The 14,708-nt window shown below is 66.7% G+C and carries 12 protein-coding genes; 8 read left to right on the forward strand and 4 right to left on the reverse strand.

Going from position 1 to position 14,708, the window contains the following annotated elements; translation table 11 throughout:
• Positions 1 to 55 precede the first annotated feature (55 nt).
• The 3 genes from QN350_RS16800 to QN350_RS16810 form a co-directional block, all read right to left on the reverse strand.
• Positions 56 to 1,516 carry a rhamnulokinase family protein gene (locus QN350_RS16800; protein WP_323516937.1) on the reverse strand — a complete coding sequence of 487 codons (1,461 nt, stop codon included), beginning with the start codon at positions 1,514 to 1,516 and terminating at the stop codon, positions 56 to 58.
• A 133-nt stretch (positions 1,517 to 1,649) separates the two neighbouring features.
• Entirely contained in the window at positions 1,650 to 2,816 is a 1,167-nt protein-coding gene (gene rhaI, locus QN350_RS16805) for an L-rhamnose isomerase (RefSeq protein ID WP_322138473.1), read from the reverse strand.
• 97 nt (positions 2,817 to 2,913) lie between these two features.
• Positions 2,914 to 3,555, reverse strand: coding sequence for a class II aldolase/adducin family protein (locus QN350_RS16810; protein ID WP_134446406.1), 642 nt, complete (start codon positions 3,553 to 3,555; stop codon positions 2,914 to 2,916).
• Positions 3,556 to 3,871: 316 nt separating this feature from the next.
• On the opposite strand from QN350_RS16810, the gene QN350_RS16815 reads away from it, so the two are divergent.
• Positions 3,872 to 5,176: an MFS transporter gene (locus QN350_RS16815; RefSeq protein ID WP_322138472.1), complete on the forward strand. Its 1,305-nt coding sequence runs from the start codon at positions 3,872 to 3,874 to the stop codon at positions 5,174 to 5,176.
• 149 nt (positions 5,177 to 5,325) lie between these two features.
• On the opposite strand, the gene QN350_RS16820 is transcribed toward QN350_RS16815, so the two are convergent.
• Complete coding sequence (locus QN350_RS16820; RefSeq protein ID WP_322138471.1) at positions 5,326 to 6,336, reverse strand: LacI family DNA-binding transcriptional regulator; 1,011 nt, start codon at positions 6,334 to 6,336, stop codon at positions 5,326 to 5,328.
• A gap of 227 nt (positions 6,337 to 6,563) precedes the next feature.
• Between QN350_RS16820 and QN350_RS16825 the strand changes: the two genes are divergently transcribed.
• From QN350_RS16825 to rhaI (QN350_RS16855), 7 genes are all read left to right on the forward strand, one after another.
• Positions 6,564 to 8,105, forward strand: a complete 1,542-nt coding sequence (locus QN350_RS16825) for a sugar ABC transporter ATP-binding protein (RefSeq protein WP_416173054.1) — start codon at positions 6,564 to 6,566, stop codon at positions 8,103 to 8,105.
• A complete protein-coding gene (locus QN350_RS16830) occupies positions 8,102 to 9,148 on the forward strand; it encodes an ABC transporter permease (RefSeq protein ID WP_322138470.1) in 1,047 nt (348 codons plus the stop codon). The genes QN350_RS16825 and QN350_RS16830 overlap by 4 nt, the downstream gene beginning before the upstream one ends.
• Entirely contained in the window at positions 9,141 to 10,295 is a 1,155-nt protein-coding gene (locus tag QN350_RS16835) for an ABC transporter permease (protein ID WP_281533560.1), read from the forward strand. The genes QN350_RS16830 and QN350_RS16835 overlap by 8 nt, the downstream gene beginning before the upstream one ends.
• Positions 10,296 to 10,297: 2 nt before the next feature.
• Positions 10,298 to 11,371: a rhamnose ABC transporter substrate-binding protein gene (gene rhaS / locus QN350_RS16840; protein ID WP_322138469.1), complete on the forward strand. Its 1,074-nt coding sequence runs from the start codon at positions 10,298 to 10,300 to the stop codon at positions 11,369 to 11,371.
• 166 nt (positions 11,372 to 11,537) lie between these two features.
• Positions 11,538 to 12,992: an L-fucose/L-arabinose isomerase family protein gene (locus QN350_RS16845; RefSeq protein ID WP_322138468.1), complete on the forward strand. Its 1,455-nt coding sequence runs from the start codon at positions 11,538 to 11,540 to the stop codon at positions 12,990 to 12,992.
• 77 nt (positions 12,993 to 13,069) lie between these two features.
• Entirely contained in the window at positions 13,070 to 13,462 is a 393-nt protein-coding gene (locus tag QN350_RS16850) for an L-rhamnose mutarotase (protein WP_322138467.1), read from the forward strand.
• Complete coding sequence (gene rhaI, locus QN350_RS16855) at positions 13,459 to 14,625, forward strand: L-rhamnose isomerase (RefSeq protein WP_322138466.1); 1,167 nt, start codon at positions 13,459 to 13,461, stop codon at positions 14,623 to 14,625. The genes QN350_RS16850 and rhaI (QN350_RS16855) overlap by 4 nt, the downstream gene beginning before the upstream one ends.
• The last annotated feature ends 83 nt before the right edge of the window (positions 14,626 to 14,708 follow it).

Consider the following 14,708-nt stretch of genomic DNA (forward strand, 5'->3'; position numbering starts at 1 on the left):
GCCGGCGCGTGTGCGCCGGCCGCTCCTTTCTGTTTCCCCAGTTTCCCCGAGCCGGCTACCGGCTGACGAGAGTCCGGGCCGGCGTGTACCGTTCGGGCACGAAGCTGCGGGCGACGAGCGCGCGCAGCTCCTCGAGCGAACCGGTGACGAGGCCCTGGGCCCTGGCCTGCACGAGTACGTTGCCGATCGCGGTCGCCTCGACCGGGCCGGCGAGCACGGGCAGCCCGATCCGGTCAGCCGTGAGCTGGCAGAGCAGACGGTTCTGCGAGCCGCCGCCGACGATGTGCACCACACGGACGTTCTTGCCCGAGAGCACGCCGGCCTGTTCGACTCCGCGCGCGAAGGCATCCGCCAGGCTTTCGAGGATCGAGCGCACGAGCTCGGCGTTCGACCTCGGCACGCGCAGGTCGTGTTCGACGCAGTAATCACGGATGCGCGCGGGCATGTCCCCGGGAGCCAGGAAGCGCTGGTCATCGGCGTCGAACACGGCGACGGGCCCGGTCACCTCGCCGGCCGCACGGAGCAGGTCGGCGAGGACGATCGTCTCGCCGGCGTGCTCCCAGGTGCGGATCGACTCGCTCAGCAGCCAGAGGCCCATCACGTTGTGCAGGTAGCGCACCCGGCCGTCGACGCCGCCCTCGTTCGTGAAGTTGGCCGCGCGGCCGGCCGCGCTCAGCACCGGGGCCTCGAGCTCGACGCCGACAAGCCCCCAGGTGCCGCAGGAGATGTAGGCGAAGTCCTCGCCCTGCGCGGGCACGGCCACGACGGCGGATGCCGTGTCGTGCGAGCCGATTGCCGTCACGTCGATGGGGCCGCCGGCCCGGATCTCGCCAGCGACGTCGGGCAGCAGGGCACCGATCCGGGTGCCCGCGTCGACGAGCCGGGGGAACATCCGCCTGTCGAAGCCGAGCCGGTCGATGAGCGGTTCGTCCCACTCACGGGTGCGCACGTTGAGCAGCCCGGTGGTCGAGGCGTTCGAGCGCTCCGCGACGGCGGTCCCGGTGAGCCAGTAGTTCAGGAGGTCGGGCACGAGAAGCACCTGGTCGGCCTGGTCGAGCGAGCCGGTGGTCAGGTCTGCGGTGAGCTGGTAGAGCGTGTTGAACGGCAGGAACTGCAGTCCGTTGGCCACGTAGAGTTCTGCGGGGGTGGCGACCCGGTGGACGAGATCGACGGCGGGCTGGGTGCGCGCGTCACGGTAGTGGTACGGGAGCTGCAGCATCCGACCCTGGCGTAGGAGCGCGTAGTCGACCGCCCAGGAGTCGACGCCGATGCTGACGAGGCCGGGTTCTTCGGCGACCGCGGTCGTGAGGCCGGCGAGCACGCTCCGGTAGAGCTCGACGATGTTCCAGTGCAGCGATGGATGCCCGTCCTCATTGAGGCGGATCGGCCCGTTCGGGAACCGGGCCACGGAGCGAAGGCTGATGCCCTCGCGCCCGACGTGGCCGAGCATGACCCGGCCGCTCGTGGCGCCGAGGTCGACGGCCGCGACGACTGCGGCATCCGTGCTGGTGGTCATCTTCGTACTCTCTGTTGTCGACGTGCATATGGGGTGGTGCAGCGAGAGTCGCCGTTGTTGCCGAGATCGCCCGGTGTAACGGGTGATCTGGGCGTTAACGGCGACTCTCGGAGGTGGTGCGCGGTGGGTGGGGTCAGGCGCCCCAGCCGGCCTGGGTGCCGCCGACGCGTTCTGCCGCGATCTTTTCCTGGTAGCCGGATGCCGCGAACGCCTTCATCGGGTCGGCCGGAAGTCCGCGGGACTCGCGCCACGCGGCGAGGTCGGTGCGCACGTCGGAGTAGAAGGCGTCCATCATGATGCCGTTGGCGCCGAGGACGTCGCCGGCCTCCTGCGCCGCCGCGAGGGCGACGGTGTCCACGGAGAGCGCGCGAGCGGTCATTTCCTGCACGTTGAGCACGGAACGGATCTGCCCCGGGATCTTCTCTTCGACGTTGTGGCACTGGTCGAGCATGAACGCGACCGTGGAGTCGGGTCCGTAGCCGCCACCGCGGATGACTTCGTAGAGGATCCGGAACAGCTGGAACGGGTCCGCCGCTCCGACGATGAGGTCGTCGTCGGCGTAGAAGCGGGAGTTGAAGTCGAACGAGCCGAGCTTGCCGAGGCGGAGCAGCTGGGCGACGATGAACTCGATGTTCGTGCCGGGCGCGTGGTGGCCGGTGTCGAGGCAGACCATGGCGCGGTCGCCGAGGGCGGAGACCTGGGCGTAGCTGGTTCCCCAGTCCGGCACGTCGGTGTGGTAGAACGCCGGCTCGAAGAACTTGTACTCGAGCACCAGGCGCTGGTGCTCGCCGAGACGGGCGTAGATCTTGCCGAGGGAATCGGCGAGGCGGTCCTGACGGCCGCGGATATCGCCCTGGCCGGGGTAGTTCGTGCCGTCGGCTAGCCAGATCTTCAGGTCTTCCGAGCCGGTCTGGTTCATCACGTCGATGCAGTCGAAGTGGTGATCGATCGCCATCTGGCGCACCTTCGGGTCGAGGTGGGTCAGGCTGCCGAACTTGTAGGCGTCGTCCTGGAAGGTGTTCGAGTTGACCGTGCCGAGCGTGACGCCGAGGTCTTCGGCGTACTTTCCGAGCGCCGCATAGTCGTCGACCTTGTCCCACGGAATGTGGATCGCGACGCTCGGGGAAAGCGCGGTGAACCTGTTGACCGTTGCGGCATCGGCGATCTTCTCCTGGGGGGTGCGCGGCGTGCCGGGGGTCGAGAAGACCTTGAAGCGGGTGCCCGAGTTGCCGAACGCCCACGACGGGAGCTCGATGGCCTGGCTTTCCAGGAGGCGAAGGGTTTCTGCGGATACCGTCATGGGGTCACTTCTCTGTGGGTCTGTCTGTGGATACTGCTGGGGTTGAGCGCGGCGGCGGCCCGCTCGGGGTCGCCGCACACCGGGTGCCGAATGCCGTTTAGGGCAGGCGCGCACCCTCGGGGATGACGATCTTCTCGAGCTCGAGAATGTTCGGGGTGCCGAGCTGCAGGGCCCCGTAGAGCACCTGTGCGTTGGCCTCGACCGCGACGGCGACCTTGAATGCGCCGGCGACGTCTTCGCCGACCGAGATCATGCCGTGGTTGCCCCAGACGACGGCGTTCGTGTCGTCGCCCATGAGCGCGGCGCTGAGCTCGCCGAAGTCCTTGTTGGTGGAGAACTCGAACGGCATGATGCGCACGGCACCCTTGGCGTAGAGCACCATGTTCAGCAGCACGGGGTCGATGGTCTTGCCGACGGCGCCGAACATGTTCGCGTACGGCGACTCGGTGTGCACGATCGCGTTGATGTCGGGGCGGCGGCGGTAATGGGCGAGGTGGACATCCGTCTCGGTCGACGGGAACAAGTCCCCCTCGATGACGACGCCGTCATAGCCGACGACGACCATCTCGTCGACCGTCAGCACGTCGTAGCGGATGCCGGATGGCGTAATGACGATCGCGTCATGCTCGGGCAGGCGAATCGAGATGTTGCCCTGGGTGTTGAAGTTGAGTCCGGTACGCACCGACTCCTTGCACCAGTACAGGATTTCTTCGCGGAGTTCGCGACTGGCAAAGCTCATGGGATGTCCTCGTCTTCGTGGTAATTGAATCGTTTCAACTATCTCGACTATAACTCCGGAAGCGGCAGCCCGTCAACTTGCCCGCTCCCCTGGATCCCGCCCCCTCGCGAGGCGCACCCGAAAAGGTTAGGCAAGCACACGATTTTGACGTAGTCTGCTCACGTGCCTCGTTGAATCGTTTCATTCAGCGCGGGCCGCGGCGCCACCGGCGCCACCGCATCGCGTCCTCGAAGCCGAGGCCACGAGCCTCTGCATCAATGACGAGAGCAAAGGAGGGCCATTCGTGGTCCGAATTGGAAACAAAAGCACAACCGGAATGAAAGCCACCATCTCGGTGGCGATGTCGAATTACATCGAAGCGGGATCGATCATCGCGATCGCCACCAGCCTGTCGCTCTGGCAGAAGGAATTCGGCATCGACGACTTCGCGGTCGGATTGCTCGCGGCCCTGAGCGCGAATGCGTTCGGCGCTGCGGCGGGTGCGCTCATCGGCGGCCCCTTGTGTGACAAGTACGGGCGTAAATTCATCTACACCTACGACCTCATCGTGTACATGATCGGCGTCGCCCTCGCGGTCTTCGCGATGAGCTACGGGATGCTCTTGCTCGCTTTCATCATCACCGGCATCGCCGTCGGGGCCGGCGTTCCGGCCTCGTGGACCTACCTCTCCGAGCAGGCGCCGGCCGGCCAGCGCGCCAAGCACGTCGGCGCCGCCCAGCTGGCGTGGTCCTGCGGCCCGCTGATCGGCTTCCTGCTCGCCGTCGCCGTCGAGCCCCTCGGCCTCCTCGGCAGTCGGCTCATCTTCGCCGAGCTCTTCGTCGTGGCCTTCATCACCTGGTACATGCGGCAGGGGCTGCCGGAGACGGCCATCTGGAAGGAATCGAACGCGAAGGCGACATCCACCAACGTCTTCCATGGCGTCAAGGCTCTCTTCGGCAAGAAGGCGAACATCACCGCGATCTTCTTCCTGATCGGCGTGTACTCGTTCTGGAATATAGTCGCCGGACAGGCCGGGATCTTCATGCCGCGGGTGTATGCCGCCGCCGGTGTTGAGAGCGCGACCGAGCAGTACCTGCTGCAGGCGCTCGTCTGGGGCCTCACCGTGGCCACGACCTACTTCGGCTTCATGCGCCTCGCCGACAGGTTCAACCGCCGCATCCTCTACATCGTCGGTTCGCTTCTCGGCATCGCGGCCTGGGCCGTGCTCGTGTTCGCCGAACCGACCATGCCGGCGCTGCTTTCCTTCGCCGTGCTCTGGGGCGTCGCAGCCGGCATCGGCGCACAGGCCTTCTACGGCCTCTGGGCCAGTGAGCTCTTCGCGACCGAGTACCGGGCAAGCGCGCAGGGCATCCTGTTCTTCGTCGCCCGGATCATGGTCGGCCTGCTCAGCATGGTCTTCCCGATCCTGCTGACCTCGATCGGGCTGTCCTGGCTCGGACTCATCCTGATCGGCTTCCTCGCCGTCTCGCTCGTGGTCGGAGCCGTCTGGGCGCCGCACACCCAGGGCAAGAGCCTCCAGCAGATCGAAGCCGAACGCTACCCGGAAGACGTCGTGGCCGAGGAGTCCGTCCTCGCAACGGCTGTCGTCGGGGAACCGGTCGCGATGAACATGCACTTCTAGCCGCACCCGGGTACTCGTCGCGCACCATCCGCCGAGTGTCGCCGTAGCCGCCCAGAGTCGCCGCTATGCGGGCGATCCTCGGCAGGGACGGCGACACTCGGCGATTTCGTGCGTGCGGGTGTGCGGGTGGGCGGGCGGATGTCCCGCGCTCAGCCGGCTGTCGACGCGCGCACGATGAGTTCGGGCTGGAACTGGATCTGCTCGTGCTCGAAGTCCTCGCCGCCCTCCGCCTCGCGCAGCAGCAGGTCGACGGCCGTGTACCCGATCAGGGCGCTCGGCTGGCGGATCGACGACAGCGGGACAACGGCCGCGGACGCGAAGGCGATGTCGTCGTAGCCGATCAGGGCGATGTCGCGGGGGACGCGTACGTCACCGAGCATATTCAACGCCTGGAGCACGCCCATCGCGAGCAGGTCGTTGGCCGCGAACACCGCGTCCGGGCGTTCGCCTGCCGGGCGGGCGAGCAGCTTCTCGCCGACGGAGCGCCCCTGCAGAACGGAGAGCGACTCCGTGTCGATCGTCTCGAGGACGACGCCCGGGTGCTCGGCAACGGCCTTGCGCGCTCCCTCGAGCCGGTCGACGACCTGGCGGATGCTGTGGGGGCCGCCGACGAAGGCGATCCGGGTGCGTCCGATGGCCGCGAGGTGGCTCACCGCGAGGTATCCGCCGGCCACGTCGTCGACGGCGACGGACGAGAAGCTCCGGTCGGCGATCTCACGGTCCACGAGCACGGTCGGTGTCCCGCGGGCGCGAAGCCGCGAGAGGCGGTCGCCCACGTCCCCGAGGGGCGAGATGAGCACGCCATGCACCCTCTGTTCCTCGAAGAGGTCGAGGTAGGCGCTCTGGCGCCCCGGGTTCTCGTCGCTGTTGCCCAGGAGGACCGTGAGGCCGTCCTCGGCGGCGCGGTCTTCGGCGCCGCGCGCGACATCCGTGAAGAAGGGGTTGGCGACGTCGAGGACGACGAGGCCGATGCTCCGGCTACGTCCGGCGCGGAGTTGGCGGGCTGCGTCGTTGCGCACGAAACCGAGCTGGCTGATCGCCGCCTGGACGCGTTCGACGGTGCTCGGGGATACCTTGTCCGGACGATTGAGCACGTTCGACACCGTGCCGACGGACACGCCGGCACTGGCCGCTACGTCTCGTACGCTGATCGCTGCCACGTGCACTCTTTCGCTCAAATATGTTGCGCACCCTTGCGCTTGACAGAAGTCTAGAACACCCGGTCCGCGGGGTTGAAACGAATCATCGGGTCGACGGCTGCGAGTGTCTCGTTTCAATCACGTTCCGGCACTGCCGGATTTTGGATATTGACGGATGTTCGGAACTGGTTCTATATTCAACTCTGCACGGTCCTGAAACGATTCACCCTCAACGTGGAGGCACGAACATCGCCAGCCCAAGTGAAACCAGCACACCACCCGGTGAGGCGCTCGAACCGAGGCTCGCCCTGCGCGGCGCGGTCAAAGCCTTCGGCCCGGTCGTCGCTCTCGCCGAAGGAACCATTGAAATCCTCCCCGGTGAGATCCACGCCCTGGTCGGCGAAAACGGGGCAGGCAAGTCCACCCTCGTGAAGATTCTCGCGGGGTTGTACCACCTCGACGCCGGCGAGTTCCGGGTCGACGGGCGGCCGGTCGTGTTCCGCAACGTCGCCGACAGCAAGGCGGTCGGAATCTCCGTCATCTACCAGGAGCCCACCCTTTTCCCCGATATCACCGTCGCCGAGAACATCTTCATCGGGCGACAGCCGAAAGGTCGCCTCGGGCTGATCAGCCGGGCCGCGATGCGGTCGGCCGCGCGCAAGCTCTTCGAACAGCTCGGCGTACGGATCGACCCCGATCGGGTCGCAGAGGGGCTGTCGATCGCCGACCAGCAGATCATCGAGATCGCCAAGGCAATCTCCCTCGACGCCAAGATACTCATCATGGATGAGCCGACTGCAGCGCTTTCCGGTGTTGAGGTCGAGCGGCTGTTCCAGGTCGCACGCAATCTGCGCGCCAATGGCGCGGGCATCCTGTTCATCTCACACCGCTTCGATGAGGTCTTCGACCTCTGCGACCGGATCACGGTGATGCGCGACGGCCGCTACATCGCCACCCACGTCACAAAGGATGTGACGGTCGACGCCATCGTTCGCGAGATGGTCGGCCGCGACGTCGGGGCGCTCTTTCCCAAGACGGCGGCTCCGGTCGGCGATACCGTCCTGAGCGTCAGGGGGCTCGGTCGCGCCGGTGTGTTCTCGGACATCAGCTTCGAGGTGAAGGCCGGCGAAGTCGTCGGCCTCGCCGGCCTCGTCGGCGCCGGCCGCACCGAAGTGGCGCGAGCGGTCTTCGGGATCGATCCGTATGACCGTGGCTCCGTCGAGTTCCTGGGCACACGCCTCAAGCCGCACAACCCCAAGGCCTCGATCGACGCCGGCATGGGGTTCGTCCCGGAGGATCGGCGTAAGCAGGGACTCGTGATGGACCTCTCGGTCGCCCGCAACACGGCGCTCACACTGCGCGACCGGCTCGCCCGCTTCGGAATCATCGACGTCCGGGCCGAACGCAAGGCCGCCGCCGAGTGGAGTGCGCGCCTGCACGTGAAGACGACCTCCCAGGAGTACGCCGTCTCCACTCTCTCCGGTGGAAACCAGCAGAAGGTCGTGCTCGCCAAGTGGCTCGCCACCGACCCGAAGTTCCTGATCGTCGACGAGCCGACCCGAGGCATCGACGTGGGAACCAAGAGCGAGGTCCATCGGCTCATCTCCGACCTCGCCGGTCGCGGCATCGCGATCCTGATGATCTCGAGCGAACTGCCCGAGGTTCTCGGCATGGCCGATCGTGTTCTCGTCATGCACGAGGGCCGGATCACGGCCGAGTTGAGCCGTGCGGAAGCCACCCCCGAATCGATCATGCACGCGGCCACCGCGTCACTGGAGCGCACTCAATGACCATTGCCCCGACCGTGCCCCCCGGCAAGAGCGAGCGCACCGACGGCGCGAGGTCGGGCCGTCTCGGCGCACTCCTCCGCCTGCGTGAACTGCCCGTCACGCTCGCCCTGATCGCCCTCGTCGTCATCACGACGATCGCGAACCCGTTGTTCCTGAGCCCCCAGGGCGTGAAGGACCTGCTCCTGAACGCCACCATCGTGATGATCCTCGCGGTCGGCCAGGCCCTCGTCATCATCACCCGAAACGTCGACCTCTCTGTCGGTTCCATCCTCGGCCTCGTCGCCTTTGGGACCGGCACCCTGTTCGCGAATGTGCCGGGGATCCCGATCGTCGTGGTTTTCGTCGCGGGCATGCTGCTCGGCGCCATTCTCGGCGCGATCAACGGCATCCTGGTCACGGTCGCCAAGGTGCCAGCGCTCGTGATCACGCTCGGCACCCTCTATATCTACCGGGGCATCAACAACTCCTGGGCCGGTGGCACGCAGTACTTCGCCGGTGACCGGCCAGAAGCCTTCGGATCGCTGTCCGTGGACACCGTGTTCGGGTTTCCGCTGATCACCCTCATCGCGGTCGTCGTCATTGCCATCGTCGCGATCTACCTGAACGGGGTCCGCGCGGGCCGCGACCTCTACGCGATCGGCTCAGACCCGGACGCAGCGTTGCTCTTCGGTATCCCCGTGAGCCGGCGCGTGTTGCTGGCCTTCCTCTTCAACGGCGTTCTGGCCGGTCTCGCCGGCGTGCTCTACGCGAGTCGCTTCAACTCGGTCGGCGCGACGACGGGAACCGGGCTCGAGCTTGCGGTCGTCGCGGCCGCCGTCGTCGGCGGGGTCGCGATCTCGGGCGGCAGCGGCTCGGTCGTCGGGGCGGCAATCGGCGCCCTGCTCCTCACGACGATCACGAGCGCACTCACGGCCGTGCGGGTCGACAAGTTCTGGCAGCAGGCCATTGTCGGCATGCTCATCCTCAGCGCCGTCATCATCGACCGGATCGCCAGCGTGCGGACGGCCCGAAAGCTCCGAATCAGTGAGGCCCGCGATGTCTAACCACACCAAGCAGTCCCCGGCACCGGCCGGCCCCGACCGGATCACCGCCCTCGACACCCGGCTGATCTCCACCGACAAGACACTGGCTTCCGTCCCGAAGGGACGAACCGGTGCGGCACGCGTGTTCCTGGGCCGCGACGCGATCATGATCTACGCGCTCATCGTCTTCGTGCTCTACGCGAGCATCGCCATTCCGCGTTTCGCGACGCCGGTGACGGTCGGCTTCCTCTTGCTCGATGTGATCCCGGTGCTCCTGATCGCGATGCCGATGACCCTCGTCATCATCACCGGCGAAATCGACCTCTCCGTCGCGAGCGTCGCGGGACTGACGAGCGCGCTGATGGGCGTGCTGTGGGCTGCCGGCATCCCGATCGAGGTGGTCCTGGTCGTCTGCGTGCTCGCCGGCGTGCTTGCGGGTGCGTTCAACGGTTTTCTGATCGCGGTGGTCGGACTGCCCTCGCTCGCGGTGACGATCGGTACCCTCGCGCTCTACCGAGGCCTCGCACTCGTCGTGATCGGCGACAATGCCATTGCGAACTTCCCGCCGGAACTCACCGCGTTCTTCACCTCGAAGCTCGGCGGCACGGGCATTCCCACCATGATGATCCCTGTCGCCGTGGTCGCCCTGTTCTTCGGCGTGCTCCTGCACCTGACCCCCTTCGGTCGCGGACTGTACGCCCTCGGCTTCAGCACAGAGGCCGCGACGTTCGTCGGCATCCGGGTGGCCAGGGCCAAGTTCTGGCTCTACGTCGGCACCGGCACGGTCTCCGCGCTCGCCGGCATCTTCTGGACGCTCCGCTACTCGAGCGCCCGCAGTGACAACGCGACCGGCCTCGAACTCACGGTCATCGCGGCCGTGCTGCTCGGCGGGGTGTCGATCTTCGGCGGCAAGGGCTCGATACCGGGCGTGATCGCCGGCGTGCTCCTCATTGGCACCATCAACTTCTCCTTGCGCCTCGAGCGAATCTCCGACGTGGTCCTGATCATCGTCACGGGAACGCTGCTCATCGCATCCGTCGTCACACCGAATGTCTACGCCGCCATCAAAGCGTGGCGGCAGTCGAGACGGCTGCACAACACACTTCCCCAGGTACCCGCCTCGGGAGCAACCAACGCCACAGCATCCGGCGTTCCGGAAAGGAAATGACAATGGAGTTCATTCGCAATCACGGTAGGAAAGGCACGGCGGCCCGTCGCCTCGTCTCGGTCGCAGCGGTTGCCGCGACCGTCGCACTCCTCGCGACGGGCTGCGCCTCCGGTAGCAGCTCGACCAGCACGGGCACCGCGGGCGCGGCCGCCGGTGATCTCAGCATCACGTTCATCCCCAAGCAGCTCAACAACCCGTACACCGACGTCGTCCTCGGCGGCGGCAAGAAGGGCGCGACGGAGGCGGGATTCGGCGCCACCCAGGTCGTCGGCCCGCTCGAGGCCAGCGCGTCCAGCCAGGTCTCCTTCATCAACGCGGAGACCCAGGCCGGCACGAAGGTCATCGTCATCGCCGCGAACGACCCCGACGCCGTCGGCCCGGCACTCACCGAGGCTCGCGCGGGCGGAGCGAAGATCGTCGCATTCGACTCGGACACGAACCCCAAGTATCGCGACGTGTTCATCAGCCAGGTCGTGGCCAAGGATGTCGCACTCATCCAGACCAAGCTGATCTCCGATCAGATCGGCGGCTCGGGTGAGATCGCGATCCTCTCCGCGACCGCGAACGCGACCAACCAGAACGGGTGGATCAAGTTCATGGAGGAGGAGCTCGCCTCCAACCCCGCGTACAAGGACATCAAGCTCGTCGCCAAGGTCTACGGCGATGACGATGACACCAAGTCGTTCCAGGAAGCCCAGGGCCTGCTGCAGGCGCACCCCAACCTGAAGGGCATCATCTCGCCCACGACGGTCGGCATCGCCGCCACGGCCCGCTACCTCTCCACGTCGGAGTACAAGGGCAAGGTCGCGCTGACCGGACTCGGCCTGCCGAACGAAATGCGCCCCTTCGTCAAGGACGGCACCGTCACCGCGTTCGCCCTCTGGGACCCGGCGCAGCTGGGCTACGTCGCCGCGTTCGCCGGGAAGGCACTCGTCGACGGCACGATCACCGGCAAGGAAGGCGACACCTTCACCGCCGGCGCGCTGGGTGAGAAAAAGGTCGGCGCAGACGGCCTTGTTGTCGTCGGCCCGCCGACCACGTTCACGAAGGACAACATCGACCAGTACGACTTCTAGGTCGACGGTCGGCCCTGACGGGCGGCAGTACCAGCAGCACCAGCAGCACAAGTAGTGCACACGTGGGGCGGATGCCCGGCATCCGCCCCACCCCACCTTTCGGCCGGCCCACCTTTCGGCCGGCCCACCTTTCGGCCGGCCCGGCCAGACGCAGGAGTCTTCACCCATGATCCAGAATCTCGGTCCTTCGGCCGGCGCGCTGCTCGAGCCGAAGAAGCGCAAGCCCACGCGCATCGGTCTGGTGTCGGGCGGTCTGGGCGCGTACTGGCCTCAGTTCCCCGACCTGCTCCCGCAATTGCAGGCATCCGCCCGGTACGTGACAGAGCGGTTCAACCGGCTCGATGCCGAGGTCATCGATGCCGGATTCGTGTCCGATGCTCAGGACGCCGGCATCGCGGCGGAGAAGCTGCGCCAGGCGGATTGCGACCTGATCGTCGTCTTCCTCGCGACCTACCTGACCTCGTCGATGGTGCTGCCGATCGCGCAGAAGGCCAAGACCCCCGTGCTCGTGATCGACCTGCAACCGACCGAAGCCATGGACCATGCCACGTTCGACACCGGGAAATGGCTCGCGTATTGCGGGCAGTGTCCGGTGCCGGAGGTCGCCAACGTCTTCCGTCGGGCGGGCATCCCGTTCCGGTCGGTCTCCGGCTACCTCAGACAAGAATCGGCCTGGGCGCGGATCGACCAATGGGTGCACGCCGCCGGGGTGCGTTCCCTGCTGCGGAACGCACGGCACGGCCTGATGGGGCACCTGTATCCGGGGATGCTGGACGTGTCGACTGACCTGACCCGGGTGGCGACCACGTTCGGATCCCACGTCGAGGTGCTCGAGTTCGACGACCTGCGCGAGCGGGTGAATCAGGTGACCGACACCCAGGTCGCCGACCGGATGGACCTGGCCAGGAAGCTGTTCGACATCGACGAGTCCGTGCTGGACGAGGACTTCGCGTGGGGTGCCCGGGTTTCCGTCGGGCTGGATCGGCTCGTGGACGATTTCGACCTCGACACCATCGCCTACTATCACCGCGGTCTGGCCGGCGAGCTGCACGAGCGGCTCGGCGCTGGCATGATCCTGGGCTCCTCGATTCTGACGGCGCGGGGCGTTCCGATGGCGGGAGAGTACGAGCTCCGCACGTCGATCGCGCAACTGGCCGCTCACGCAATCGGAGCCGGGGGCTCATTCACCGAGATCCAGGCGCTCAATTTCTTCGACAATGTCGTGGAGATGGGGCACGATGGTCCGGCGCACCTCGCGGTGAGCTCGGCTGTGCCCCTCCTGAGAGGGCTGGGCGTCTATCACGGCAAACGCGGATGGGGCGTGTCTGTTGAATTCGATGTGAAGGCGGGCCCGGTCACGACCTTCGGTCTCGGCCAGGACCCGGACGGGAGCTTCGTCTTCATCACGAGTGAGGGGGAGGTGAAGCCCGGCCCGCTCCTCGCCATCGGGAACACGACCTCCCGCGTCGACTTCGGCGGGGACCCCGGCCGGTGGGTCGACGAGTGGTCCCAGACCGGGATCGGCCATCACTGGGCACTGTGCGTCGGACACCGTGCGGCCGATATCGGGGCCGCCGCGAACCTGCTCGGCATCGAGCATCGGCACGTGACGTTGTCCTGATCGCCTTGCGCCGCGCGACCCGCACCGGGTAGATTGAATCGATTCATTCGTGAATACCGAACCAGCAAGGAACCTCAATGTCGAGCAGCGACACCCAGCACCGCGTGTGCTTCCAGCTCCAGGTCAAGCCGGAGCTGATCCCAGAATATCGACGTCGCCACGCCGCCGTCTGGCCGGACATGCTGCTGGCCCTCAAGAGCACCGGCTGGAACAACTACTCCATTTTCTTGCGTGACGACGGCCTCCTGATCGGCTACTTCGAGACCGCGAGTCTCGCCGCGGCTCAGGCCGGCATGGCCGCGACCGAGGTCAACGCGCGCTGGCAGGCCGAGATGGGTGACTTCTTCGTCGCCCTCGACGGTGCCCCAGACACCGGTTTCCTCCAACTGACCGAGATCTTCAATCTGGAAGACCAACTCGACGCCCTCGCCGCGGCATCCGCTGCCCCGACCGAAAGAAGCACAACGTGAGCATCAGCCCTTCCGTCCTGACCCAGCTCGAGGGGCAGGTCATCGAACTGCCGTCCTGGGCCTTCGGTAACTCGGGCACCCGGTTCAAGGTCTTCGGCACGCCCGGCACGCCGCGCACCATCCAGGAGAAGATCTCCGACGCCGCGCAGGTGCACAGGGTCACGGGCCTTTCGCCGAAGGTGGCCCTGCACATCCCGTGGGACAAGGTCGAGGACTACACCGACCTGCGCGAGTTCGCCGGCGACAAGGGCCTCGCGCTCGGCACGGTCAACTCGAACACCTTCCAGGATGACGCCTACAAGTTCGGCAGTCTGACGCACCTCGATCCCCGGGTGCGCCAGATGGCGATCGACCACCACTTCGACTGCATCGACGTGATGAACCAGACCGGCTCGACCGACCTGAAGATCTGGCTAGCCGACGGCACCAACTACCCCGGCCAGGGCGATATCCGCGGCCGCCAGGACCGCCTCGCCGAGTCGCTCGCCACGATCTACGCCCGTCTTGGCGACGACCAGCGCCTCGTGCTCGAGTACAAGTTCTTCGAGCCGGCGTTCTATCACACCGACGTCCCCGACTGGGGAACCAGCTACGCCCAGGTCTCCGCCCTCGGCGACAAGGCCATGGTGTGCCTGGACACCGGGCACCACGCCCCGGGCACGAACATCGAGTTCATCGTCGCCCAGCTCCTCCGGCTGGGCAAGCTCGGTTCCTTCGACTTCAACTCCCGCTTCTACGCCGACGACGACCTCATCGTCGGCGCCGCGGACCCGTTCCAGCTGTTCCGGATCCTCTACGAGGTCATCCGCGGCGGCGGCTACGGACCCGACTCCACGGTCGCGTTCATGCTCGACCAGTGCCACAACGTCGAGGAGAAGATCCCGGGGCAGATCCGTTCCGTGCTCAACGTGCAGGAAATGACCGCCCGCGCCCTCAGTGTCGACCGGGCCGCCCTGACGGCGGCCCAGGAAGCGGGCGATGTCCTCGGCGCCAACGGCATCATGATGGACGCCTTCTACACGGATGTCCGCGCCGACCTCGCCGCGTGGCGCGAGTCCCGCGCGCTTCCGGCCGACCCCATGAAGGCGTTCGAGGCATCCGGTTACCAGGAGAGAATCCGCGACGAACGTGTCGGCGGCACCCAGGCCGGCTGGGGCGCCTAGACCCCGCCCGCCCGTCGCAACACCGCCGAGAATCGCCATTCACGCCGGGGTCGCCCGTTCCACTGGGCGACCTCGGCAGGAAT

The sequence above is a fragment of the Cryobacterium sp. 10I5 genome, assembly GCF_035019865.1.
GTDB classification, from domain to species: domain Bacteria; phylum Actinomycetota; class Actinomycetes; order Actinomycetales; family Microbacteriaceae; genus Cryobacterium; species Cryobacterium breve_A.

Excerpts from the sequence above, each read along its gene's own strand:
- QN350_RS16800 (WP_323516937.1), bottom strand. The coding sequence starts at position 1,516 with ATGACCACCAGCACGGATGCCGCAGTCGTCGCGGCCGTCGACCTCGGC.
- rhaI (WP_322138473.1), bottom strand. The coding sequence starts at position 2,816 with ATGACGGTATCCGCAGAAACCCTTCGCCTCCTGGAAAGCCAGGCCATC.
- QN350_RS16810 (WP_134446406.1), bottom strand. The coding sequence starts at position 3,555 with ATGAGCTTTGCCAGTCGCGAACTCCGCGAAGAAATCCTGTACTGGTGC.
- QN350_RS16815 (WP_322138472.1), top strand. The coding sequence starts at position 3,872 with ATGAAAGCCACCATCTCGGTGGCGATGTCGAATTACATCGAAGCGGGA.
- QN350_RS16830 (WP_322138470.1), top strand. The coding sequence starts at position 8,102 with ATGACCATTGCCCCGACCGTGCCCCCCGGCAAGAGCGAGCGCACCGAC.
- QN350_RS16835 (WP_281533560.1), top strand. The coding sequence starts at position 9,141 with ATGTCTAACCACACCAAGCAGTCCCCGGCACCGGCCGGCCCCGACCGG.
- rhaS (WP_322138469.1), top strand. The coding sequence starts at position 10,298 with ATGGAGTTCATTCGCAATCACGGTAGGAAAGGCACGGCGGCCCGTCGC.
- QN350_RS16845 (WP_322138468.1), top strand. The coding sequence starts at position 11,538 with ATGATCCAGAATCTCGGTCCTTCGGCCGGCGCGCTGCTCGAGCCGAAG.
- QN350_RS16850 (WP_322138467.1), top strand. The coding sequence starts at position 13,070 with ATGTCGAGCAGCGACACCCAGCACCGCGTGTGCTTCCAGCTCCAGGTC.